Source organism: Faecalibacterium sp. BCRC 81149 (assembly GCF_022750605.1).
In the GTDB taxonomy this organism is placed as follows: domain Bacteria; phylum Bacillota; class Clostridia; order Oscillospirales; family Ruminococcaceae; genus Faecalibacterium; species Faecalibacterium duncaniae.
This window is the reverse complement of the sequence record NZ_QXJA01000005.1, coordinates 143,484-165,876: the sequence shown is the minus strand read 5'-3', so window position 1 is coordinate 165,876 and position 22,393 is coordinate 143,484. Positions and strand designations below refer to the sequence as shown.

At 60.0% G+C, this 22,393-nt stretch carries 20 protein-coding genes and 2 riboswitches; of the genes, 3 read left to right on the top strand and 17 right to left on the bottom strand.

Going from position 1 to position 22,393, the window contains the following annotated elements; genetic code table 11:
* Window positions 1-16: 16 nt before the first annotated feature.
* The 3 genes from D3F01_RS07985 to yfcE form a co-directional block, all read right to left on the bottom strand.
* Entirely contained in the window at window positions 17-958 is a 942-nt protein-coding gene (locus tag D3F01_RS07985) for a 2-dehydropantoate 2-reductase N-terminal domain-containing protein (RefSeq protein WP_242887678.1), read from the bottom strand.
* 52 nt (window positions 959-1,010) lie between these two features.
* Window positions 1,011-1,268 carry a cation transporter gene (locus D3F01_RS07980; protein WP_154277343.1) on the bottom strand — a complete coding sequence of 86 codons (258 nt, stop codon included), beginning with the start codon at window positions 1,266-1,268 and terminating at the stop codon, window positions 1,011-1,013.
* A gap of 226 nt (window positions 1,269-1,494) precedes the next feature.
* Window positions 1,495-2,043 carry a phosphodiesterase gene (yfcE, locus tag D3F01_RS07975; protein ID WP_097770517.1) on the bottom strand — a complete coding sequence of 183 codons (549 nt, stop codon included), beginning with the start codon at window positions 2,041-2,043 and terminating at the stop codon, window positions 1,495-1,497.
* Window positions 2,044-2,307: 264 nt separating this feature from the next.
* On the opposite strand from yfcE, the gene D3F01_RS07970 reads away from it, so the two are divergent.
* The gene (locus D3F01_RS07970; protein WP_242887676.1) at window positions 2,308-3,639 is read left to right on the top strand and encodes an MATE family efflux transporter; all 1,332 of its coding nucleotides are present in this window, start codon (window positions 2,308-2,310) and stop codon (window positions 3,637-3,639) included.
* A 76-nt stretch (window positions 3,640-3,715) separates the two neighbouring features.
* Here the strand turns inward: D3F01_RS07970 and D3F01_RS07965 are convergent, their stop codons facing one another.
* From D3F01_RS07965 to D3F01_RS07915, 11 genes are all read right to left on the bottom strand, one after another.
* A complete protein-coding gene (locus tag D3F01_RS07965) occupies window positions 3,716-4,561 on the bottom strand; it encodes an HAD family hydrolase (protein ID WP_242887675.1) in 846 nt (281 codons plus the stop codon).
* A 15-nt stretch (window positions 4,562-4,576) separates the two neighbouring features.
* A complete protein-coding gene (locus D3F01_RS07960) occupies window positions 4,577-5,392 on the bottom strand; it encodes a hypothetical protein (RefSeq protein ID WP_242887671.1) in 816 nt (271 codons plus the stop codon).
* 59 nt (window positions 5,393-5,451) lie between these two features.
* Window positions 5,452-6,543 carry a hypothetical protein gene (locus tag D3F01_RS07955; RefSeq protein ID WP_242887668.1) on the bottom strand — a complete coding sequence of 364 codons (1,092 nt, stop codon included), beginning with the start codon at window positions 6,541-6,543 and terminating at the stop codon, window positions 5,452-5,454.
* Between the two features lie 18 nt (window positions 6,544-6,561).
* Window positions 6,562-8,628: an ATP-dependent zinc metalloprotease FtsH gene (gene ftsH / locus D3F01_RS07950; RefSeq protein ID WP_242887693.1), complete on the bottom strand. Its 2,067-nt coding sequence runs from the start codon at window positions 8,626-8,628 to the stop codon at window positions 6,562-6,564.
* 95 nt (window positions 8,629-8,723) lie between these two features.
* On the bottom strand, window positions 8,724-9,269 hold the full coding sequence (gene hpt / locus D3F01_RS07945) for a hypoxanthine phosphoribosyltransferase (protein ID WP_097770522.1): 546 nt from the start codon (window positions 9,267-9,269) through the stop codon (window positions 8,724-8,726).
* Entirely contained in the window at window positions 9,256-10,698 is a 1,443-nt protein-coding gene (gene tilS, locus D3F01_RS07940) for a tRNA lysidine(34) synthetase TilS (protein ID WP_242887665.1), read from the bottom strand. The genes hpt and tilS overlap by 14 nt, the downstream gene beginning before the upstream one ends.
* 20 nt (window positions 10,699-10,718) lie before the next feature.
* Window positions 10,719-12,122: a replicative DNA helicase gene (dnaB, locus tag D3F01_RS07935; RefSeq protein ID WP_005931854.1), complete on the bottom strand. Its 1,404-nt coding sequence runs from the start codon at window positions 12,120-12,122 to the stop codon at window positions 10,719-10,721.
* An 83-nt stretch (window positions 12,123-12,205) separates the two neighbouring features.
* Window positions 12,206-12,661 (bottom strand): 50S ribosomal protein L9, encoded by a 456-nt coding sequence (gene rplI / locus D3F01_RS07930; protein WP_097770524.1) that lies wholly within the window; start codon window positions 12,659-12,661, stop codon window positions 12,206-12,208.
* A 225-nt stretch (window positions 12,662-12,886) separates the two neighbouring features.
* The gene (glf, locus tag D3F01_RS07925; RefSeq protein ID WP_242887662.1) at window positions 12,887-13,990 is read right to left on the bottom strand and encodes a UDP-galactopyranose mutase; all 1,104 of its coding nucleotides are present in this window, start codon (window positions 13,988-13,990) and stop codon (window positions 12,887-12,889) included.
* Window positions 13,987-15,996 (bottom strand): DHH family phosphoesterase, encoded by a 2,010-nt coding sequence (locus D3F01_RS07920; protein ID WP_242700830.1) that lies wholly within the window; start codon window positions 15,994-15,996, stop codon window positions 13,987-13,989. The genes glf and D3F01_RS07920 overlap by 4 nt, the downstream gene beginning before the upstream one ends.
* A 49-nt stretch (window positions 15,997-16,045) precedes the next feature.
* Window positions 16,046-17,848 carry a ribonuclease J gene (locus tag D3F01_RS07915; RefSeq protein ID WP_098925128.1) on the bottom strand — a complete coding sequence of 601 codons (1,803 nt, stop codon included), beginning with the start codon at window positions 17,846-17,848 and terminating at the stop codon, window positions 16,046-16,048.
* Window positions 17,849-18,251: 403 nt separating this feature from the next.
* On the opposite strand from D3F01_RS07915, the gene rnhA reads away from it, so the two are divergent.
* Complete coding sequence (gene rnhA, locus D3F01_RS07910; protein WP_035393761.1) at window positions 18,252-18,716, top strand: ribonuclease HI; 465 nt, start codon at window positions 18,252-18,254, stop codon at window positions 18,714-18,716.
* Entirely contained in the window at window positions 18,713-19,225 is a 513-nt protein-coding gene (locus D3F01_RS07905) for a hypothetical protein (RefSeq protein WP_242887659.1), read from the top strand. The genes rnhA and D3F01_RS07905 overlap by 4 nt, the downstream gene beginning before the upstream one ends.
* A gap of 110 nt (window positions 19,226-19,335) precedes the next feature.
* Here the strand turns inward: D3F01_RS07905 and D3F01_RS07900 are convergent, their stop codons facing one another.
* The 3 genes from D3F01_RS07900 to bilR form a co-directional block, all read right to left on the bottom strand.
* Window positions 19,336-20,205: a CAP domain-containing protein gene (locus D3F01_RS07900; RefSeq protein ID WP_242887656.1), complete on the bottom strand. Its 870-nt coding sequence runs from the start codon at window positions 20,203-20,205 to the stop codon at window positions 19,336-19,338.
* Between the two features lie 132 nt (window positions 20,206-20,337).
* Window positions 20,338-20,413: riboswitch (cyclic di-GMP riboswitch) on the bottom strand.
* A gap of 125 nt (window positions 20,414-20,538) precedes the next feature.
* A riboswitch (cyclic di-GMP riboswitch) is annotated at window positions 20,539-20,614 on the bottom strand.
* 119 nt (window positions 20,615-20,733) lie between these two features.
* Window positions 20,734-21,237, bottom strand: a complete 504-nt coding sequence (gene bilS, locus D3F01_RS07895) for a flavodoxin family protein BilS (protein WP_117476952.1) — start codon at window positions 21,235-21,237, stop codon at window positions 20,734-20,736.
* Between the two features lie 27 nt (window positions 21,238-21,264).
* The gene (bilR, locus tag D3F01_RS07890) at window positions 21,265-22,392 is read right to left on the bottom strand and encodes a bilirubin reductase (RefSeq protein ID WP_098925126.1); all 1,128 of its coding nucleotides are present in this window, start codon (window positions 22,390-22,392) and stop codon (window positions 21,265-21,267) included.
* Window position 22,393: the final 1 nt, after the last annotated feature.

Sequence of the window (22,393 nt, the reverse complement as noted above, 5' to 3'; positions counted from 1 at the left end):
GGACATTTTCCGGCTCTTACTTCTTTCTGGGCAGGGATCTGCGCAGTTCATCCCAGGCAGTCATCTCCACCAATGTAGTGGCGCGCAAGGCGGCAAACGCTTCATCCAGATACTGCATCTCGCTCACCGCACGCATGGCGTGATCCGAAATGCACCACTTCCCAACGACCGTCTGCGCCATCCAGTAGACCATCCGCTCGGTCTTTTTCCGCTGTTTGGCGCCCTCGCGGTAGCGGTCGGTGTTCTCCGCATCGTTCACGGGAACACCTGCCGCTTTCAGCATCTCACAGCACTCCCAGGCGGCATCCACGATCATCCTGCGCTGTTCCACTGTGGTGCGGGAAAGTTCCCCATCCACCGCATAGCAGGCATAGGCGCAGGGCAGGATAAAGGCGATGTGGCTCTTGAGCCACTCGTCCATATCGCTGTAATAGGTCAGCTTGTAATGAGTCCCCTCAAAGGCAGCCTGCAGCCGCAGGCGAAATGCGCCGGACAGGGGTGCGGTTGCGCCGCCGACAGTCATCCCCATCCCCATGTGCACACTGACCAGCCGGTCATGCTCCCGGCGGCCCGCATTGTTCTGGAAGCCAAAGGCGATCTTATCCACCGGGCGCTGCATGGCCTGCAGCATCTCCTGCGCATAGGGATCATTGCCCACAAAGATGAAGTACTGGCTCCGGTTTGCTTTGAGGATGGGCAGCACATCGGCCAGCTGCCTGGCCTGCACCGTGACAAACACAAGGTCATACACATCCTCGGGGGCCAGCACATCTGTTGTCTGCATCCGATCCACCGTTGTTTTCCGCTGGAGCATGTGGCGGATGGTCAGGCCCTTCTGGTCAATGACCTCCTTCCACTCGCCCCGGGCCAGCAGGGTGACCACATTTTTCTTGTTCTGTGCCAGACTGTGGGCCAGCTGACAGCCCTGAACGCCTGCGCCGTACACCATAATCCTCATAACGAGATACCTCCTGTTTTGCATGATCAGCCCGGCCAGAAACACCGGGCTGTTACTTTTTCAGGAACGAGAAGAAGCCCTTTTTCTCATAGGGCCGGGTCTGCACGCCGGTCACGGTGTAGCCCGTTTCGGCAATGGCAGCCTTCAGCGCCTCCACATCTACCGGCTGCTCCGAGACGATGACCGTTTCGCCCTTGGTGTGGGAAGAAGTCACCTTGTTCACCCGGGCGGTCTTGCGCACCACATCATTGATGTGGCTCTCGCACATACCGCACATCATACCATCGACCCTCAGGATCGTTTCTACCATTGTTGTTCCCTCCATACTGTATCTGCAGGCCCCCCTGTCAAACTGCACAAGTCCAGCCCGCTGTTTTCGTCATTTTGTTAGTTTTAGCTAACTCATTGCAGAAACAAAAAGGCTCCTGCCCCACACAGCACTGCTCTGCGGAACTTTGCCGATCTGTTTTCAGTTTTATCATACCATACCGGTGGGCAAATTTCAAGCTGCCCGCAAAACCGGCCGGGGGACTTTATCAAAGGGTCAGTTCATGGAAAACAGCGCTGCTTTCCAGCTCTTTCCATTGCATCGTGTTTCCTTCCAGGGTCATGTAGCTGTGGGGGCTGTTCTCCTTGGGGATGCTCACTGAACCCGGGTTCAGGTAAAGATTTCCCTGCCCGAACTCTGTCCAGGCCGGAACATGGGTATGCCCGTGCAGCAGCACATCTCCCGGGGCCAGCGGCGGCAGATTTTTTACATGATAGATATGCCCGTGGGTCGCATAAATGAGCCGCTGCCCCACCGGAAGCACCGCATAATCGGCTAGCACGGGGAATTCCAGCACCATCTGGTCCACCTCGGCATCACAGTTGCCCCGCACGCAGAGCAGCTTCTCCTTTTTCCCGTTCAGCAGGGGGATGACCTCCTTGGGGGCGTACTCTCGGGGCAGGTCGTTGCGGGGGCCGTGGTAGAGCAGGTCGCCCAACAGGAACAGCCGGTCGGCTCCCTCCCGCTCAAAGGCCTCCAGCATTTTGCGGCAGTAGTAAGCCGACCCGTGCAGGTCCGACGCGATCATCCATTTCATGGCAGATCCTCCTTTTGTGCGTTCTGTTCTTATTTTACCGCCGCCGCGCCCCTTGTCAAGGGCAAGGGCCCACTGTAAAAAGTCATACTTTTATTTCAAAAAGTCCTTGACAAGTATCCCTGTGATGTGGTATCTTTGAACCAATAAAATATCGTGTGGATTTTTACAGCATTCTGCAACTTTTCGCCACACAATGGTACAAAAGCCATTGTGTGGCTTTTGCTTTGCCTTCAAATCCAAATCTGACCCTCAGGAGCAATGAAAATGAACGATACTTTTATGAAAACCAGACCGGTATTCCCGCTGCTGCTCTCCATGGCCCTGCCCAACGTCATCTCGATGCTGGTGAACAGCCTGTACAACATCGTGGACAGCCTCTTTGTGGCCCAGATCAGCGAGCAGGCCATGACGGCGCTTTCGCTGGTGTTTCCCATCCAGAACTTTGTCAATGCAGTGGCCATCGGCTTCGGCATCGGCATCAACGCCCAGATCGCGCTCTACCTCGGCGCAGGCGACCACGAGAACGCCAACCGGGCCGCCACCCACGGCATGATGTTCTCCCTGCTGCACGGCGTGGTGGGCATGGTCCTCTGCATTGCCATCATGCCCGGCTTCCTGCGCCGCTTCACTACCGATCCCGCTCTGGTGAACATGGGCGTGACCTACTCCACCATCGTGTTCCTGTTTTCGCTGGTCAACATGGCAGACCTCGCCTTTGAGAAGATCTTCCAGTCCGTGGGCCGGATGAACGTTGCCATGGTGGCGCTGATCACCGGCTGCGTGACCAACATCGCCCTCGACCCGGTCCTCATCTTCGGCCTTGGGCCGGTGCCCGCCCTGGGCATTGCCGGTGCGGCCCTTGCCACCGGCATCGGGCAGGCCGTTTCCCTTGTGGTCTACCTCTATGTCTACTGCACCACCGAAGTCGCCGTCCGCTTCTCCCGCCGCTGCCTGCGGTTCGATGCCGCCCTTGACGGCAAGCTCTATGCCATCGGTGTACCGGCCATCCTGAATCTGGCCCTGCCCAGCCTGCTGGTCACCTTCCTGAACGGCCTGCTGGCGGTCTACTCCCAGAGCTATGTCACGGTGCTGGGCATCTACTACAAACTCCAGACCTTCCTTTACCTGCCGGCCAACGGCATCGTGCAGGGGATGCGCCCGCTGGTGGGCTACAACTACGGTGCCCGGGAGCATGGCCGTGTGTCCAGGCTCTACAACCTGACACTGGGCCTGAGCGCCGGGATCATGGCCATTGGCACCCTGCTCTGCCTGACCATTGCAGGCCCGCTGATGGGTCTGTTCACCTCTAACCCCGAGACCATCGCCATCGGCCAGACCGCCCTGCGGGTCATCTGCCTGGGATTCATCGTCTCTGCAGTGTCTACCACCTCCTCCGGCGCGCTGGAGGGTCTGGGCAAGGGCGTGCCCTCGCTGGTCATATCCCTCTGCCGCTACATCATCTTCATCATGCCCATTGCGTGGGTGCTGTGCGGCCGCATGGGCCCTACCGGTGTCTGGCACGCCTTCTGGATCACAGAGGCCCTCTCTGCCGTGATCGCCTACGCGGTATATCACAAGGCAGTCCATCAGAAATAACCCTCTCTAACAAAAATTCCCGCTCGATGGAGCGGGAATTTTTTGTTATCATCTCTTCTTTTGTGGAAGGCTGCTCTCAGATCAGGCCCAGAGTTTTGAGCTCCCTTGCCACGCCGTCCTCCGTCACAGCCGGGCAGATGCGGTCGCAGAGCTTTTTCAGGTTGTCAGAGCCATTGGCCATGCAGACGCTGATGCCTACCACATCGGTCATCTGCAGGTCATTGTCGCTGTCGCCAAAGCCGATGGTATCGGCCAGCGAACACCCCAGATCATCACAGATGGCCTTGATGCCGGTGCCCTTGTTGAACTTGCGGTTGATGAGCTCCCCGTTGACGATGGCTGACGGGTTATCCCCCAGCCGGGACTCGCAGAAGATGAACTGATCCTCATACAGCTGCTTCGCTTCAGCAAGGCAGGCTTCGTTGGGGGCGATGAACACCACCTTGTAAACCGGCTCCCCGTGGTATTCCTCAATGGGCCGGATGGTCAAGCCATACTCCATCGTTTTGCGCCAGCGCTCGGCCTCGCTGTTCAGCTGCCCCGGCTTGTGGGGGAACAAATGGGCGAACCGCTCGATCATCCTGATGCCGCCGTAAGTATCATCCCGGGCTTCCAGTGTGCACTCGGCACCGGCACGCCCCAGCACCTCCCGCAGGCCCTCGACCTGCGCAGGCTCCATGGGAAGATCCACGAGAATTTTCCCATCACAGCCTACATAGCCGCCTGCAGAGCAGACAAAGCCATCGAAACCGTAGGCAAGCAGCGGTTTCGTCATGCGCAGGTTACGCCCGGTGCACAGAAACACCTTGTGGCCGTTGGTCCGGGCCTGCCGGATGGCCTCCACGGCACTGGCCGGAACGGTCATCTCACCGGGAGGCAGCAAAGTACCGTCAATATCCAGAAAAATCAGTTTTTGCTTCATGGTTTCCTCACTCTTTCACTGCCAGTTCATGGTAAAGCCGCGAATCAGCAGACCCACAGCCAGGATCGCCAGCAGCACCAGCAGAACGGTGCGGTTGGCCTGTTTCTGCTTCTGCCTGGCCCGGGCACGGCTGTTCCGGCCGCTGCCCTGCTTCCGGTTCTGGGGTCTGCTGCCGGAACTGCGGCCGCTCGTGTTCTGCTTTGTGCTGCTGCGGCGGGAAGCACTGCCGGAAGTCCCCTCTTTTTTCCTGCCCGCAGTGCTCTGGCCGGACTTTGCCGCGCGGGGTGCTTTCTCTTCCGGGGCCGCCGACGCAATGGGCTTTTTGGCCCCGCAGCGGCTCAGATAATCCTCAGCCAGCCGGTAATACTGGCCCAGCTCACTGGTGCGCAGGGGTGCGCCCGCATAGCCCTCTTCCAGTGCTTCCACGGCCTCGTTGAAGAGGATCGCCGCCTGCGCAGCCGCCGTGCGGTCAGAAGCATGGGCCGCTTCATTGCGGGCAGTGCGCACCGCGTTGCAGGCCCGGCGGGCAGCAGCGGGGTGCTCCGTATTGCCCAGCAGATCCAGCTGGTGCGCAGCATCCTTTTCAGGGTCCAGCAGCACCCGCATACACAGGGTGGTATCCAGCTGCTGCCAGCTGTTTCGGCCCGCCAGATCGGGCAGACGGTCATAATATTCGGGGCTCTCCTGCTGGCGGGTACGGATGTGATCCAGCAGGGCTCCCAGGCTGTGCTCCCCGGGCTTGTTCTCCCAGTGCCAGCGCAGTAGCTTGCGGCTGATCTCATCGCAGGTAGTTTTGATCTCAAAAGCGGTTTGCAGTGCTTCGTCGGGCATAACGTTTCTCCTTCGTACAACCAAAAAACGGAGGAAGCGCAGCCTCCTCCGTCATTCATTTACATCATAAACTGATAATAGACGAAGCCCCACAGCGCAATGCCTGCGCAGACGATGGCGGTGATGGGCGGGACCCAGCGGACGAGGGTCTCGGCAATGCCGTCACGGCTCTCTTCCGCATCGTCCTCCTCATCGTACTGCTCCACCTCGGGTTCCGGCTGGCGGGCCGGGGCGGCACGGCGGGCAGCAGCAGGCATCACACGGGTGCCCTCGTCATCCACAGCCGCTGCACCGCTGCCGGGGAACGCCGCGCGAGTGGCGGCATCCAGCACCCGGGTAGGCTCTGCTTCCGGAGCAGGGGTGTGTTCCACCGGCGGTGCAAAGCTGGTCGGAGCGCCGACAGGCTCTGCCGGGCGGGCCGTCGGGATGACCCGGGTAGGCTCTGCCTGCACCGGCGCGCTGGCCACGATGCGGGTCGGCTCTTCCTGCGGAGCGGCGCTCGCCACGCGGGTGGCCTCCGCCGCCGGGGCCGGCTCTGCAGTGGCGGCCTTCTGGCCGGGCTGCAGCAGGGTGTTCAGGGCGTTCTGCAGCAGGATGCGGTCACAACCGCACTCGGTGCAGTAGACTGTGTCCTCTTCCTTCGGGTGGAAGGAACCGCAGGCACAATACCAGCCGTTCTCGAACACCTGCGGCATATACTTGAGGCCGCTGCGGTTCATCCGGCTTTCCAGTGCCTTTTCCAGCTCCGGACTCAGGCGGCGCGGGGCAGGCAGGCGGACGCGCTTGATGGCATCCAGATGCACGACCTTTTTGCCGCTGTATACGTTCTTCAGGACCACATCCACGCTGGTGATGGCCTTCTGGGTCACAAACACGGCATCGTCCATGCCAAAGCTCTCACCGGGCTTGACCTCGATCTCGCGGTACTCAAAGGCATCCTCACACAGGATGATACCATCTACACCCTTGCACTTGAAGTGGATCTCCAGTGCAGTCAGGGTGACCTTGGAGATGTTCTTGAAGGTCAGGCAGACTGCGTTCTCGCCGCTGAGTTCGCCCTTGAGCAGTTCCACACAGACGAACTGCACCGGGCTGCCCGGGGTATAATAGTTGGCCCGGGTGCGTGCGACCGGGTTAAAATTTTCCTCCACGACACTCGCTCCCTTCGATCATTCGTTTTCCTGCAGGGCATCCTGCGCCGGGTCGGGCATTTCCTCGCCCAGCACGGCCTGCTCCGCCTGTTCAGCGGGCTCTGCGCTCTCGGCAGGCTCTGCGGTCTCCACCGGGGCCGCCGGTGCGGCGGGTTCCTGTGCAGGCTCGTCACCGTCACGCGGGGGCAGCTTGCCGCCGGCCATCACAGTGTTGAACTCCTTCTCGTTCAGCTTTTCGCGTTCCATCAGAGCCTGTGCCAGCGCATGGAGCTGGTCGATGTGCTCCGTCAGGGTGCGGCGGCAGGTCTCGTAAGCCTCATCGATGATATCCCGCATCTCGCCATCGATCTCGGCAGCGGTGCTCTCGCTGTAGCCCTTGCCCTGGGTGAAATCACGGCCCAGGAAGGTCTCCTCCTGCGAGGTGCCGTAGACCACAGGGCCCAGGCGCTCGGAGAAACCGTACTTGGTGATCATCTGGCGGGCAATGTTGGTTGCCTGTTGCAGGTCGTTAGAGGCACCGGTGGAGATATCCTCCAGGATCAGCTGCTCGGCCACACGGCCGCCCAGGCTGGAAACGATATCCTCGAACATCTCGCCCTTGGTCACGTAGCTGCGATCCTTTTCAGGCAGATACATGGTGTAGCCGCCAGCCTGGCCGCGGGGAATGATGGTGATCTCGTGCACGCGGGGGTGGTGCTTGCAATAGAAGCCTGCCACGGCGTGGCCCGCCTCATGGTAGGCGGTCAGCTTCTTTTCCTCGGCAGTCACAACACGGCTCTTCTTCTCAGGGCCTGCCATGACCTTCATGGAAGCTTCCTCGATATCCTCCATGGTGATGGCCTTACGGCTGCGGCGGGCAGCCAGCAGAGCGGCCTCATTGACCAGGTTCTCCAGGTCAGCACCCGCAAAGCCTGCGGTGCGCTGTGCGATGACTCTGAGGGAGACATCGGGAGCCAGAGGCTTGTTCTTGGTGTGGACCTTGAGGATCTCCTCGCGGCCCTTGACATCGGGCAGGCCCACATAGACCTGACGGTCAAAGCGGCCCGGACGGAGCAGGGCCTTATCCAGAATGTCGGCACGGTTGGTGGCTGCCATCACAATGACACCATCGTTGGCCTCAAAGCCGTCCATCTCGACCAGCAGCTGGTTCAGGGTCTGCTCCCGCTCGTCGTGGCCGCCGCCCAGACCCGCGCCGCGCTGACGGCCCACGGCATCGATCTCATCGATGAAGATGATGCAGGGCATGGTCTTTTTGGCCTTATCAAACAGATCACGCACACGGGACGCGCCGACACCGACATACATTTCCACGAAGTCGGAGCCGGAAATGGAGTAGAAGGGCACCCCCGCCTCACCGGCGCAGGCACGGGCCAGCAGGGTCTTACCAGTACCCGGAGGGCCCACCAGCAGAACGCCGTGGGGGATGCGGGCACCCAGCGTGTTGAACTTGTCAGGGCTCTTGAGGAACTCCACGACCTCCTTCAGCTCTTCCTTTTCCTCGTCCTCACCGGCAACGTCGGCAAAGGTCGCGGTCTTTTTGTTCTCATGCTCGTCCTTCACCTTGGCCTTGCCCACGTTCATAATACCGCCGCCGCCAGCGCCGCCGCGCATCATGGAGAAGAGCAGGAAGCCGGTGCAGCCCAGCATTCCCAGGTAGAACAGGATCTCCATCCAGGGGATGGACTCCTTCAGGGTGGTGTAATCGTACTCCATGGGCGCGGTCGGGTTGGCTGCGTCGTAGGAATCGATATACTGCTGGACGTTCTCGATGAACACATAGGCGTAGGGCAGCTTGTAGCGCACCGTCACCGTACCGTCATCGTTTCTGGTTGCCCCCACGGAAGAGGCAGAGGGGGAGAACATATTGCTCAGCAGACCGCCGGAGGCCTGTGTGGCAGCGGTGGCACCTGTGGTTTCGGGCAGCTCCTGCTTGCCCTCCTTCAGCGTCAGGGTGATGATGCTGGTGTTGCGGTCCAGCGTAAAGGCTGTGACCTGATTGTTCTCAAAGTAGTGCACCACAGTCGAGTAGCTCATGGTGGAGCCGCCGGTACTGCTGTCGCTGGTGCCCAGCACCGACCAGATCATCAGGACACCGGCCAGTGCCAGCGCCAGGATCAGGGGATTAAAGCGAGGTCGTTTCGGTTGCAAAAGGGATCAACTCCAGTTCTAATTCGTTTTTGTTATGCGTAGATTTCCGGTTTCAGCACACCCACATAGGGCAGGTTGCGGTATTTCTCATCGTAGTCCAGACCATAGCCCACCACAAACTCGTCCGGCACCTGGAAGCCCTCGTAATCGGGCTGGATGTCGGCCTTGCGGCGGCTGGGCTTGTCGAGAATGGTGCAGATCTTCACGGAATTCGGGTTGCGCATCTTGAGCATGGGCACCAGCTTGGAAAGGGTGACACCGGTATCCAGAATGTCCTCCACGATCAGCACGTCCTTGCCGGAAAGGTCGCCGTCCAGATCCTTGATGATCTTGACCAGACCGCTGGTGGTGGTATTGCTGCCGCCGTAGCTGGACACGACCATAAAATCAATGCTGCAGGGGATGGTCACAGCCCGCATCAGGTCGGCCATAAAGACCACCGAACCCTTGAGGATGGAGACGAGGACAAGGTTTCTGCCCTCGTAATCCCTGCTGATCTGTGCACCCAGTTCGGCAACCTTGGCTTTCAGTGCTTCCTCACTGACCAGGATGTTCTTGATATCGTCATTCATGCTCATGGGTTGTTCCTCCATTTTCCAATTCCAACTGCAAGATCTGTACAGTCTCCTCGTCCGGGGCCAGCCCCTCGGCAAAGCCCTCCCCACAGACCCACAGGATCTCACTGCCCGCCGCCAGCAGCGGCAGGCCCTCTCGTATTCCGGCAGGAATGCCTGCCTCATTCATCCATTTGCGCAGGGGCTTGCTCAGCCCCCGCCCCGCAGGCCGGAACCGGTCTCCCGGTTGACGGGTGCGCAGCGTAAGGGCAGAATATAACAAGGTTATTCTAGCATAATCCGCCCGATTTTTTAAGTCTTTTTTATGAACACCCTGTGTTTTTTCTCGAAAACCGCTTACAAAAAGCCGTGTTTTCAGGGTTTGGCCCCCGGGCAGGGCAAATTCCGCCCCATCGGCAGGGGCAAACGGCAGCGAAAACGCAGGGGCCGCAGCCGCTTCCGGCCGGCCCTCTTCCTGCCAGAGCATCCCGCTGCCTGCGCAGAAGCGGACCATATCGGTCAATTGCACCGCCCCGCTCCCCTGCTCCACCAGCTCTGCCAGCAGGCGGATGTATTTTTCCTCGGCATCCCGCACCGGAGCAACAAGGCTGTGGAGCGCCGCTTCCAGAATGAGCGGATCAGCGCCCTGCAGCGGCTCCAGCCGCCATGCTGCCTTGGCTTCCGGGGCCTTGCGGGCAGTCTGGGCTGCATCCAGACGCGCGATGGAAAGCAGCTGTTCTGCCTGCCTGGCAAAGTAGGCATCCGCGCGGGCCGCCTTTTCACAGAAGCGGGCCAGATTTTCCTCTGCCGCATCGTTGACGCTGCGCAAGGCCGGAACGGCCCCATGGCGCAGGCGGTTGCGGGCGTAGATATCAGACTCGTTCGTCTCGTCCGTCACCCAGCTCTGCCCGAAGGCGGCGCAGAGCGCTTCGGTCTCGGCCCGGGTCAGGCCCAACAGCGGGCGGCAGTAGCCGGGCCGCCTGGGCCGGATGCCCCCTGCCCCGTGCAGCCCGGTGCCCCGGGCCAGCCGGAACAGCAGGGTCTCGGCCTGGTCAGTAGCAGTATGGGCCGTTGCAATGCAGTCTATCCCGCCTGCCAGCAGTTGGGCAAAGCAGGCATAGCGGAGTCTGCGGGCCCAGTCCTCCCCGGCATGGGACGGCACAGCCATTCCCACATCTGCCGGGTGGAAAACTGTCAGCGGCACTCCCAGCCGGGCACACTCTGCCCGGACAAAGGCTTCGTCCCGGTCCGCAGTTTCACCCCGCAGGCCGTGGTTGACGTGGCAGGCCGTAAGGGGATACCCAAAAACTTCCTGCAGTTCCAGCAGCACCTGCAGCAGCGCCATGCTGTCGGCTCCGCCCGAAACGGCGGCGCACAGGTGCAGAGCCCGGCCCGGCTCCGCAGGCGCAAACAGCTGCTCCTGCCGGGCAAAGCGTTCTACTTTTGCGATCAATTTTGATGTTTCGTCGTTCATCAGCGTTTGAAGTCCACATCCATAAAGCGGGTGTGTGCGCCATCCCAGCCCAGCGGCACCGTGCTGGTCTCGCCGTGGCGGTTCTTTGCCACGATGCACTCCGCGGTATCGGCATCCACCTCTGCCCCATCGGGGTTTTGGCTGGCGTAGTAGGAATCACGGTAAAGGAAGAGGACGCAGTCGGCATCCTGCTCGATGGAACCGGAGTCACGCAGGTCCGACAGCTGGGGCCGGTGAGAAGAGTTGTTGCCCTGCTTCTCCACCGCACGGGACAGCTGAGAAAGTGCGATGATGGGCACATTCATTTCCTTAGCCATGATTTTCAGGTTTCGGGTGATGGAGCTGATCTCCTGCACACGGTTCTCGCTGCGCTGGCCGGTGGTCATCAGCTGCAGGTAGTCGATAACGATCAGGCCCACATTGGGGCGTGTGGGGTCCTGATTGACCCGGCGGATCTTCGCCTTCATCTCGGTGATGGTGATGCCTGAGGTGTCGTCCATATAGATGGGCGCATCGTGGAGCTTTTCCGTTGCCAGTGCCAGATACTCCCAGTCCTCACTGCGAAGGGCACCGGTGCGGAAAGCCTGGCTGTCGATGCCTGCTTCCGCCGAAAGGATGCGGTTGGTCAGCTGCTCCTTGGTCATTTCCAGGCTGAAAATGGCCACCGGCACCTTTTGCTGCATGGCAACGCGGGTGGCAATGTTCAGCGCAAAACTGGTCTTGCCCATACCGGGGCGGGCGGCCAGAATGATGAGGTCGCCGCGGCCCAGGCCGGTCAGGACGGTATCCAGCAGACGGAAGCCGGTGGGGATGCCCTTGTACTTGTCGGCATCCGGGCCGCTGATCTTCTGCAGGTTGGTCAACGTCTCCACCATGCTGGAGGAAAGCGGGGTCAATGCGCTGGAATCCCGCCCGGAGCGGATCTCGTAGATGCGCTGCTCGGCGTTTTCCAGCAGCAGGTCAGCGTCCGGCTCATCGCCCGCGTCCTGCAGAATGTCCTTGGCAACGCCCATCAGCTGGCGCACCAGATACTTTTCCTGCACGATCTGGGCATAGGCCTTCACATTGGAGATGCTGGGCACTGTCTCGGCCAGACCGGTCAGGTAGACTTTTGCCTCGTCCGCGCTGGGGAAGACGCCATCAGAGATGACGGCATCCAGCAGGGTGACAAAGTCGATGGTCTGGTCCGCTGTGAACAGGCGCAGCATCTCGGAGTAGATCTGGGCATTCTGCCGGGTGTAGAACATTTCCGGCCGGATGATCTCCACCAGATCGGTCAATGTCTCAGGCTTGAGCAGCACCGCGCCCAGCACGCTCTGCTCGGCCTGCATATTGTAGGGCAGATTGATGCCCACGCTCTCCAGATTCAGTTCATTGGAATAATGTCGTTGTTCGTTGGGCATGGTTCATCCCCCTCCATACTGGGCCAGCTTCCCAAAACGCCAAAAACGCCCCCTGAAGGCAGGGGGCGCAGATGGCGTTTCAATCAGGCCTGTTCTACTTCCACCATGATCTTGAAGGAAGCCACGACACCGACATGCAGGCGCACCTTTGCGTTGAACACACCGGCATCCTTGATGTCCTTGGTCTCCAGCTCGATCTTCTTTTTATCAATGGGAGAACCGGCCAGCTGGGCCAGAGCCTCGGCAACTTCCTTGCCGGTGACCTTGCCGTGCAGGCGGCCGGATGCGCCGCCCTTGGCCTTGATGGTCACGGTCTTGCCCTCGATCTTTGCAGCCACAGCCTGTGCGGCGGCCACAGTTTCAGCCTCGTGGAAATCCGCAGCGGCCTCCTTGCCGCGTGCGATATTCACCGCAGAAGCATCGGCCACAGCGGCCAGCTTGCGCGGGAACAGAAAGTTGCGGGCGTAGCCGTCGGAGACCTCATGGATCTCATCCTTCTTGCCAATGCCCTTTACGTCCTGCTTCAGAATCACTTTCATGGTGTTATCCCTCACTTCTCACCGGGGAACCGGTGGATTTCTATGGCTAGTATACAGCAATTGCGCGTTTCCGTCAACGGTCGGGGGCTGCCGCATCTCCGGGAGCTTTCTCCCGCAAGTGAAACGGGCCATTCCATCGCCCGCCCTATTGCCGCTGCGCGGCAACAGGGTCCCACCCCAGCGGACACTTGCCGGAGAAACTCCCCTCGTGCGGCGATCAGCAGTTCACGCCAACTCTTTCCCCGCCACGTCCAGCGCAGCTTCAATCACCTTATCCATATCATAATACTTGTACTCGCCCAACCGGCCGCCGAAAATGACGTTTGTCTCGGCATCGGCCAACTGCTTGTAGCGGGCGTACAGGGCACCGTTCTTCTCGTCGTTGACGGGATAATACGGCTCATCGCCCGGCTTCCACTCGGCGCTGTATTCCCGGCTGATCACCGTTTTGGGCTGGGTGCCGAACTCAAAGTGCTTATGCTCGATGATGCGGGTGTACGGGGTCTCGGCATCGGTATAGTTCACCACGGCGTTGCCCTGGTAGTTGTCGGTGTCCAGCACCTCCGTCTCAAAGCGGACACTGCGGTATTGCAGGGCCCCCAGACGGTAGCCGAAGTAGGCATCCACCGGGCCGGTATAGACCACCTTGTCGGCCAGTGCGTTCAGGTTCTCCCGGTCGGCCAGATAATCCACATTCAGCCGCACCTCGATGCCCTCCAACATCTTTTCCACCATGGCGGTATAGCCGCCATCGGGGATGCCCTGATACAGCGCGTTGAAATAGTTGTTGTCGTAGGTAAAGCGGACCGGCAGGCGTTTGATGATGAAAGCCGGCAGTTCGGTGCAGGGGCGGCCCCACTGCTTGCCGGTGTAGCCCTTGATGAGCTTTTCGTAAATGTCCGTACCCACCAGACTGATGGCCTGCTCCTCAAGATTTTTCGGGTCGGTGATGCCCGCTTCCCGCTTCTGCTCCTCGATCTTTGCCTTGGCCTCGGCGGGGGTCACCACCCCCCACATCTTATTGAAGGTGTTCATATTGAAGGGCAGATTGTAGATCTCGCCGTGATAGTTGGCAACGGGGCTGTTGGTGTAGCGGTTGAATTCCGCGAACTGGTTCACATACTGCCACACTGCCTTGCTGCTGGTGTGGAAGATGTGGGCACCATAGCGGTGGACCTGTATGCCCTCCACTTCCTCGGTGTAGATATTCCCGGCAATGTGGCCGCGCTTATCAATCACAAGGCATGTTTTGCCCGCCTTTTTTGCTTGCTGGGCAAACACCGCACCGTAAAGGCCTGCGCCTACGATGAGATAATCGTAATGGTTCATCCCTGCTTCTCCTTTTTTCTGGATTCAGGTTCATTTTTGGAGAGCGGCTTCTTCTGGCTCTCACGGTACTGGTCAATGGCGGTCTGGATGCGTGCCCGGGCTGCCTCGGGGGTAATATGCTTGAGCTGGGCGGCCGCCATGGTCTGGTGGCCGCCGCCGCCCAGACTTTCCATGATGACCTGAACATTGACCGCTCCCAGACTGCGGGCGGAAATATTCACGCCGTTCCCCACCTGCACAGCCACAAAGCTGGCCTCCACATTCTGGATGGTCAGCAGGTCGTTGGCAGCCTGCGCAATGGCCACACGGGCCTCGGGGGGTACCTCGCCGCTCACCGAAATGGCACAGCTGCGGTACATCTGGGCAGCCTCCACAAGGTCTGCCTTGGCGTTGTACTCCACCATGGTCACATCAAAGAGCTGGCGCACCCGCTCCGTCTCCGCACCGTAACGGCGCAGAGCGGCGGCGGCTTCAAACGTGCGCACACCGGTGTGCAGGGTGAAGTCCCGGGTATCCAGCATAATGCCCGAGAGCAGGCCCTCTGCCTCCACCCGGCTGGGCTTGTCATCCCGGTCGCCCACATACTGCAAAAGCTCCGTGACCAGCTCACTGGCCGAGGAGGAATAGGGCTCGTGGCAGACAAGGTCTGCGTGCTCGATGAAGCCCACGCCCTTGCGGTGGTGGTCGATAACGGCCACCTTGCCGCACCTTTCCAGGATCTCCTTACTTTCCACAAGGCCCAGCTGGTATGTATCCACCACCACGCAGAGCGTTTTCTTGGAGATAATGGGCAGCGCCGCCTTGGGGTCGATGAAATCATCCGCCTGCCCGGCCCGGCACAGGGCATCGATCAGGCTGCCCGCCAGCGTGGCATCCCGCCTGACGGCGATCACCGCCGGGACATCGCAGATCTTGCAGATGCGCAGCACGCCCTCGGCAGCGCCGATGGCATCCAGATCGCTCATCCGGTGGCCCATGATGACCACATGGTCCGCCTCCTTGACAAGCCTGACCAGCTGGTCGGCCACGATGCGGCTGCGCACCTTGCTGCGCTTTTCCACGCCGTGGCTCACGCCGCCGTAAAAGGTGAAGCCGTCCGGGGTCATCTCAGCGGCCTGATCGCCGCCGCGGCCCTGCGCCATATCCAGCGCCTGCACGGCCATATCCTGGGCTTCCCGCAGGGTCTTGGCTCCGCGCCCGATGCCAATGGAGATGGACAGGTTCACGCTGGGGTCCAGAGCACGGATCTTATCCAGCACATCGTAGCCGCGCTGGGCATACTGCTCCAGATGGCGCTCTTCCACCACGGCGATATAGCGGCCGCTGGCAACGCGGCGCAGAAAGCCTGTGCCCCGGCCGATCATATCCTCCAGCACCCGGTTGATGCCCTCCAGCAGGCGGGCGCGCTCACTGTCCAGCATATCGCTGAATACATCGTCGTAGCCATCCACCAGGAACACCATGTACCCCGGGCGGCTGGCCTTGTACTCCGTTTCGATCCTGCGCAGGGCGGTCTCCTCATTGAACACAAGCAGCGTCATACTCTCGCTGCCGCCCGGCACGGTACTGCTGTGCACATTCCACACACCATCGGCCAGATTGAGCTGCTGCCCCTCCGGGGTGCGGGCCTGTGCGGTGTCCAGGCCTGGCAGCAGCTTCTGTGCCCTGCCTGCAAGCCGGTCCTCGCCGCCCAGCAGCGCCGTGCGGAAGCGGCTGTTATACCACAGCACCGTCTCGCCAGAAAGCAGAGCTGCCGGCTGAGAGAGGGATTCCAGGCTGTATTGGGTCCTGGAATTTTCAAAGCTGCCGCCAGCCACCCACTTGGCGGTCCAGCGCCGCAGCTGATACCGGAAAACGCAGATGCCGATGCCCCACAGCACCACCAGCACTGCCAGCGCAGGCCAGCCCGCGGGCCGCTGCACCAGAAGCGCCAGTGTCAGCAGTGCACACAGCACTGCCAGCGCGGCGATCAGCATTTCTAACGTCCATCTCGGTTTTTGTTTCATGGAATCTTCTGCCTCCTGGTCTGCCTGCCCCGGCGGGGCGGCTTCCGGCTTATACCTCCATCAGAATGGGGAGGATCATCGGGCTGCGCTTGGTGCGGCGGTAGATATAGCTGCTCAGCGCCTCACGCACCCGGGTCTTGACGCTGTTCCAGTCGCGCACATGCTCTTCCACGCAGCGATCCAGCGCGTTTTCCACAATGCTCTGGGCCCCGTCCATCAGGCTCTCGTTCTCGCGCACATAGACAAAGCCGCGGCTCACAAGGTCAGGCCCCGCCAGCACCTTGCCGGTCTTGCTGTCCACGGTGGCCACAATGATGACCAGACCATCCTCAGAGAGATGCTTGCGGTCACGCAGGACCACATTGCCCACATCGCCCACGCCCAGGCCGTCCACCATCACAGCACCGGCGGTGACAGGCTCGCCCAGCTTGATCTCGTCCCGGCTCAGGATAACGTTGGAGCCGTTTTCGGCAATGAGGATGTTGCTGGTGGGAATGCCCAGAGACGCGGCGGTCAGGGCATGCTTTTTCAGCTGCTTGTACTCGCCGTGCACGGGCAGGAAATACTTAGGTCTGGTCAGGGTGAGCATCAGCTTCTGCTCTTCCTGGCAGGCGTGGCCGGAAACATGGACATCATACATGCTCTCGTAGATGACCTCCGCGCCCAGCAGGAGCAGACCGTTGACGATCTTGGTCACGCTCTTCTCGTTGCCGGGAATGGGGTTGGCGGAGATGATGATGAAGTCGCCGGGGCCCACCCGCACCTGACGGTGGCTGCAGGAGGCCATGCGGGAAAGAGCGCTCAGGGGCTCGCCCTGGCTGCCGGTGGTGATCAGCACCACCTGCTCCGGCGGGTACTGGTTCAGCTCATCCACGCTGATAAGGGTGCCCTCGGGGATGTGCATATAACCCAGCTCCTGCGCCATGGCAGTGTTATTGACCATGCTGCGGCCGCTGAACGCCACCTTGCGGCCATCCTCCACGGCCAGATCAATGATCTGCTGGACGCGGTAGATATTGGACGCAAAGGTCGCAATGATGATACGCTTGTTCCGGGCACGGGCAAACAGGTTGCGGACACCGGCGGCCACCTTCTGCTCCGTGGCGGTAAAGCCCGGGCGCTCGGCGTTGGTGGAATCGCTCAGCAGAGCCAGCACACCCTTCTGACCATACTCCGAAAGGGTGGTCAGGTCGGTCACGCCGCAGGCCAGCGGGGTGTAATCGATCTTGAAGTCGCCGGTCTGGATGATCGTTCCGGCAGGGCTGTCAATGGCAAATGCCACGGAATCGGGGATGGAGTGGTTGACATGGATGGGCTCCACGGTAAAGCAGCCCAGCTTGATCTTCTGTTTGGGGGTGATCTCCACGAACTTGGTCTTGCCTGCCAGGCCGAACTCCTCCAGCTTGTTTCGGATGAGGCCGCAGGTCAGCCGGGTGCCGTAGATGGGCAGATCAAACTTCTGCAGCAGGTAGGGAATGCTGCCGATGTGGTCTTCGTGGCCGTGGGTGATGAGCAGGCCCTTGATCTTGTCCTTATTCTGCACCACAAAGGTAAAGTCGGGGATGACCATGTCCACGCCGTACATCTCACTGTCCGGGAATACAAGGCCGCAGTCCACAATGATCATATCCCCGTTGCACTCATACACGGTCATGTTCTTGCCCACTTCACCCAGACCGCCCAGCGGGTAGATGTGGATGGGCACAGCGGCCTCCTTGGGCTGCTGAGTACGGCGGGGCCGCCGGTTATAATAAGGGCGGCGGGTGCGGGTACGCTTTTCCCCACCGGATTCACTGTTTCTGTTCGGATTGTTCTGAGCCTGAGCCGGGTTCTGTTCTTTGACCTGTGCCATGCGGTACCTCCAAAATCAATTACAAAACGCAGGCACACCCCTTTGCGAGCGGCCTGTCTGCTGTGAAGGAGCAGCAAACGCACCGCCGCTCCCATCGAAACCATCGTATAGAATTTTTCGCTTCCATGCCCGTTTTCGGCACTGGGATGGCCGGAACGGAGTAATTTCTGCCCTGTCAGTCCATCTGTTCGATGCGACCGCGGCACTGCCCTGTTCCGGCCGGACACACCGCACCGGTGCGCCCCTATACGCATTTTGTTACAAACAGTATAGTATTTCTTGTCCACTTTGTCAATTCAAAGCTTTGCCGGAAAAGCCGGGGATGATACGTTTTCCTCTTGACAGAACCGGAAAAATAGCTCTAAATAGAAGTATCCAAAAATTCAAGTTCCGGGAGAAACAGATGAAACAAGTCGAAGTTTACACCGATGGCGCGTGCAGCGGCAACCCCGGCCCGGGCGGCTGGGGTGCAGTGTTGCGCTACCGCTTCAACGGCAAGGTCTACGAAAAAGAGCTCAGCGGCGGCGATGCTTCCACCACCAACAACCGGATGGAGCTGACCGCCTTTATCGAGGCCCTGCGCCAGCTCAAGGAGCCCTGTGAGGTGCGGCTGTGCTCTGACAGCCAGTACGTCATCAATGGGCTGGAAAAGGGCTGGGCCAGGGGCTGGAAGCGCCGGGGCTGGAAAAAGTCCGACGGCTCCCCTGCCCTGAACCCCGACCTGTGGGAACAGGCATTGGAGCAGGAAGCCCGGCACAAGATCACTTATGTCTGGGTCAAGGGCCATGCAGGCCACCCGGAAAATGAGCGCTGCGACCAGCTGGCCGTGGCACAAAGTCAGGCACACGGAGGGAGACAGGGACGATGAGCGATACATTTCTGCCCGGCAGCGGGTTCGATACCTATGAACAGCAGGACAAGGTGCTGGTGGGCCTGTGCGGCGGCACGGGCTGCAAAGCAGCTGTCCGCATTTTACAGCAGCAGGGCTTTGCGGTGATGGGCGCTGTGGTGCGTCTGTGCACCGATGACCCCGTTGTGGATGCCGCCAAGGAAGCCGCCAAGGCTCTGGGCATCGAGTGCATCACCCTGAATGCCAGCGAACTGGCCAGCCAGCTGGCCGAGGAGACCGTTGCCCCGGCCGACCTGCGCTTCCCCGCCCTGCTGGCGGCGGCTGACCGGCTGGGCATCCAGTACATTGCCACCGGCCACCGCGCCCGGGTGGAGACCGGGGCGGACGGCGTGCACGTCCTCTGCCCTGCCGAAATTGCGGACGAGAGTGCCCGGCTTGCCGCCCTGCCGCAGGAGACGCTGGGCCGGCTCATCCTGCCCCTGGGCGACTTCAGCCCCGAGGATGTGGCTGAGATGGCAGCAGAATAAAAAAACAAAAGAGATGCACCCCGCCTTTCTGAAACCGGTTCAGGGAGCGGGGTGCATCTCTTTTTGCTCTGTTTTATTTCATCGTACAACGCTCAATGGAAGTCATCCGCTTACTTTGCGAAAATCTGGATCCAGTTGTGGCCCCACTGAGAATTGGCATCGTAGTTGTAGCCAAGGCACATATACTTGGCGGCGGGGTCCATGATATTGACACGGTGGCCTTCCGAAGCCATCCAGTCTGCAACGACCTTTTCGGGCGTGGTCTCGCCCCAGGCGGCATTCTCGCCGGTGGCGGTATCAGACACGCCGTACTCCTTCAGCACGGTGAAGCAGTTGGTGCCATCGGGGCGGGTGTGGGAAGCGACCTTTGCCACTTCCTTTGCGCGCTCATCGGCGGCGGCCTGCAGCTTGGCATCGCCCATGGCCAGAGGTGCCAGATTTTCCTTTGCACGCTCAGCGTTGACCAGCGCCAGCACTTCCTGTGCAAAGCCGTTCTCACTGGTACCGCGGGCGTAGGTGAAGATCATCACCCAGTAATTGCCGTACTCGCCGCCCTCGTAGTAGCCAATGCCAACGGAGGTGGCATCCTTGTCCAGCATCCGCTCCTTGAAGAAATCGTAGCGATTCCAGGCGGCGACCACATCCGAAGCATCCTCAGCAGCTGCCCAGTAGTTCTCGCCCACAGAAACATCGTCCACACCGTACTCCGGCAGGATGGTGAACTCACGGCTGCCATTGGGGCGGTTGTAGGAGTAATTGACGGTAAGTTCTTCTGCACGGGCCTGTGCGGCAGCATTCAGTGCGCTGCTGCCCATGCTCAGAGGAGCCACACCGGCCTGTGCACGCTCTGCGTTGACGAGCTGCAGCAGCTCATCGGCCTTGGAAGCTGCGTGTGCGGGCATTGCCAGAACAAACATCAGGCAGATGAATGCGGCGCAGCAGACCAGATTCTTCAGGACTTTCATCGAAGCGTTACGCATGGTGTTGAACCTCTTTTGTGTTGCCCCATGAAAAAAGGTGTCGATTGCTGGTATACTCGGCAATCGACACCTGATGCTTCAGATGAAGGTCACTCAACACCCAATCTCCGCTGTGGAGACCCTCAGGTGATGAGAAGCAACTGGCTGCCATTTTACAGGCCCTATAGCTTTGCGTCACAGCCTTTCGACTGCTTTGCCGAGGATATTCAGTTTTGCGTGCCTTTCTTCTTTTGGGAAGAAATTTGAGAACGAAAAAAGGTGTTGTTCTGCAATACACTCAGCAAAACAACACCCAGAAAATCTAAGCAGGTCGCCCAAAGAAAGATTTCTTTGAGAAGCAGCTGGCTGCCATTTTACAGGCCCTGTAGCTTTGCGTCACAGCCTTTCGACTGTTTTGCCGAGAATATTCAATTCACCTTGAGGAACTGTTCCCATTTCCTCGACATTATCCTACCACATCGGGCAGAACCTGTCAACTGTTTTGGAGCAGCCTTCTCAAAAAATCTGCTTTTTTGAAGCGTTCTTCCGTTATGCCTGCACCTCTGCCGCCTTTTTGCGCAGCTGGTCGAGGTCTGCGGCATCCGGGTGAGCCAGTGCCTTGTCAAAATTCTCGATCAGCATCTCGAGGTTGGGTGCATGGTTGGGCTGCTGCAGCATCTTTTCGTACTGCTGGCGCACGGTCATGGGCATCTTGCCCTGGCACATATAAGTTCCAATGACCGTGTTGCTCTCATCCAGCGACTTCTGCACCGCTGCCAGGATCTGCTCAAAATATTCCGCACTGCCGCCAAAGCCTGCGGTGCCGAACAAAAAGACCTGCTTCCCCTTCAGGGTCTGCAAAAAGGCGGTGAGGGTGTCATCGGCATGGCCCTTGTCCGTCCAGAAGCCGATGTAAAGGGTCTCAGCCTCCAGTGCCTCCGGGGCCGGTGCTCCGAAGTAGGTGCACTCATTCTGGGGCAAGCTTGCGCGAAGGGTGTCGGCCAGCAGGCGGGTGTTGCCGGTCTTGCTGCTGAAAACGATGGCGTAGCTCATGGTCATTCTCCTTTGTTCTCTTTGATATCAGATGCTGCCCTGTTCTTTTGCGTTCAGGGCATCATAGATACAGCGGGTGCCCTGATGGGCGATCAGGCCGCCCAGGCACTTCTTGTTGCAGCGGACACAGCGGTGGATCTTTGCCGCATTGCCGCTCTGCAGTTTGTTGACCCAGTTGGGGTCGGCCAGCAGCTGGCGGCACATTGCCGCACACTGGATGCGGCCGCTGGCAAGCTGCTGCTCCACAAAATCGGGGTCGTTCAGGCCGCCCACACCGCAGAGCGGCACACTGGTATACCGGCGCACCTCATCGCAGAACTTGAGGAAGCAGCCGGTCTCCTTGAACTCGGGGTGGCTGGCCGGCGGGATGGTGTTTTCCAGCGCAGAGTGGTTGGCCAGTGTCACATGGAAGCTGGTCACGCCTGCCTGCACCAGCAGGGGCACGAACACGGCCAGTTCCTCCTCCACCACACCGGCGTTGCCGTAATGGGGGTTCTCCTGCCGGACAGCCAGCTTGTAGTCAATGGCCATGCCGGGCACAGCGGCGTGCACTGCCTTGACAGCTTCCACGGCAAAGCGGGCGCGGCGCTCGGCACTGCCGCCGTATTCATCGGTGCGGTGGTTGAAGATGGCGGAAGAGAAGCTGCCGCACATCCGGTCGCCGTGCACCTGCACCATGTCAAAGCCCGCCTGCTTTGCCAGCACAGCGGCCTTACCAAAGCCATCGATGATCTGATGGATCTTTTTCTGGGACATCTTGGTGATGTAGGGGCCCACGGCATCGTTCATCCGCTCCCGCAGCTGGTCGGGGGTGATCTTTTTCATCAGCATCCCCGGGATGCACTTGATGATGGACATCATGTCGGTATCGGTCTGGTGGAGCTGGGCGCAGACCTTGCAGCCGTACTTGTGGGCAGTCTCGCAGATCTGCTGATAGAAGGCAAAGCCCTTTTTGTCAAACAGGGACTTCTCAAACCGGCTCTTGGCCACCGGCACGTCGCCGATGATGATCATGGCGCAGCCGCCCTTGGCCAGCCGCTCCATCTCTGCCAGATATTCCTCGTCCGAAAGGCCGAAGGTGGTGGGGGCAAAGATGATGCGGTTCTTCAGCTGCAATCCACCGTAATCAATGGGGCTCAGGATGGTGTCGTACATG

Excerpts from the sequence above, each read along its gene's own strand:
- D3F01_RS07980 (WP_154277343.1), bottom strand. The coding sequence starts at position 1,268 with ATGGTAGAAACGATCCTGAGGGTCGATGGTATGATGTGCGGTATGTGC.
- D3F01_RS07960 (WP_242887671.1), bottom strand. The coding sequence starts at position 5,392 with ATGCCCGACGAAGCACTGCAAACCGCTTTTGAGATCAAAACTACCTGC.
- D3F01_RS07970 (WP_242887676.1), top strand. The coding sequence starts at position 2,308 with ATGAACGATACTTTTATGAAAACCAGACCGGTATTCCCGCTGCTGCTC.
- D3F01_RS07900 (WP_242887656.1), bottom strand. The coding sequence starts at position 20,205 with ATGCGTAACGCTTCGATGAAAGTCCTGAAGAATCTGGTCTGCTGCGCC.
- D3F01_RS07905 (WP_242887659.1), top strand. The coding sequence starts at position 18,713 with ATGAGCGATACATTTCTGCCCGGCAGCGGGTTCGATACCTATGAACAG.
- yfcE (WP_097770517.1), bottom strand. The coding sequence starts at position 2,043 with ATGAAATGGATGATCGCGTCGGACCTGCACGGGTCGGCTTACTACTGC.
- glf (WP_242887662.1), bottom strand. The coding sequence starts at position 13,990 with ATGAACCATTACGATTATCTCATCGTAGGCGCAGGCCTTTACGGTGCG.
- rplI (WP_097770524.1), bottom strand. The coding sequence starts at position 12,661 with ATGAAAGTGATTCTGAAGCAGGACGTAAAGGGCATTGGCAAGAAGGAT.
- hpt (WP_097770522.1), bottom strand. The coding sequence starts at position 9,269 with ATGAGCATGAATGACGATATCAAGAACATCCTGGTCAGTGAGGAAGCA.
- bilR (WP_098925126.1), bottom strand. The coding sequence starts at position 22,392 with ATGTACGACACCATCCTGAGCCCCATTGATTACGGTGGATTGCAGCTG.
- bilS (WP_117476952.1), bottom strand. The coding sequence starts at position 21,237 with ATGAGCTACGCCATCGTTTTCAGCAGCAAGACCGGCAACACCCGCCTG.
- D3F01_RS07920 (WP_242700830.1), bottom strand. The coding sequence starts at position 15,996 with ATGAAACAAAAACCGAGATGGACGTTAGAAATGCTGATCGCCGCGCTG.
- dnaB (WP_005931854.1), bottom strand. The coding sequence starts at position 12,122 with ATGCCCAACGAACAACGACATTATTCCAATGAACTGAATCTGGAGAGC.
- D3F01_RS07965 (WP_242887675.1), bottom strand. The coding sequence starts at position 4,561 with ATGAAGCAAAAACTGATTTTTCTGGATATTGACGGTACTTTGCTGCCT.
- D3F01_RS07915 (WP_098925128.1), bottom strand. The coding sequence starts at position 17,848 with ATGGCACAGGTCAAAGAACAGAACCCGGCTCAGGCTCAGAACAATCCG.
- D3F01_RS07985 (WP_242887678.1), bottom strand. The coding sequence starts at position 958 with ATGAGGATTATGGTGTACGGCGCAGGCGTTCAGGGCTGTCAGCTGGCC.
- rnhA (WP_035393761.1), top strand. The coding sequence starts at position 18,252 with ATGAAACAAGTCGAAGTTTACACCGATGGCGCGTGCAGCGGCAACCCC.
- ftsH (WP_242887693.1), bottom strand. The coding sequence starts at position 8,628 with ATGATCTGGTCGGTGCTGGGCACCAGCGACAGCAGTACCGGCGGCTCC.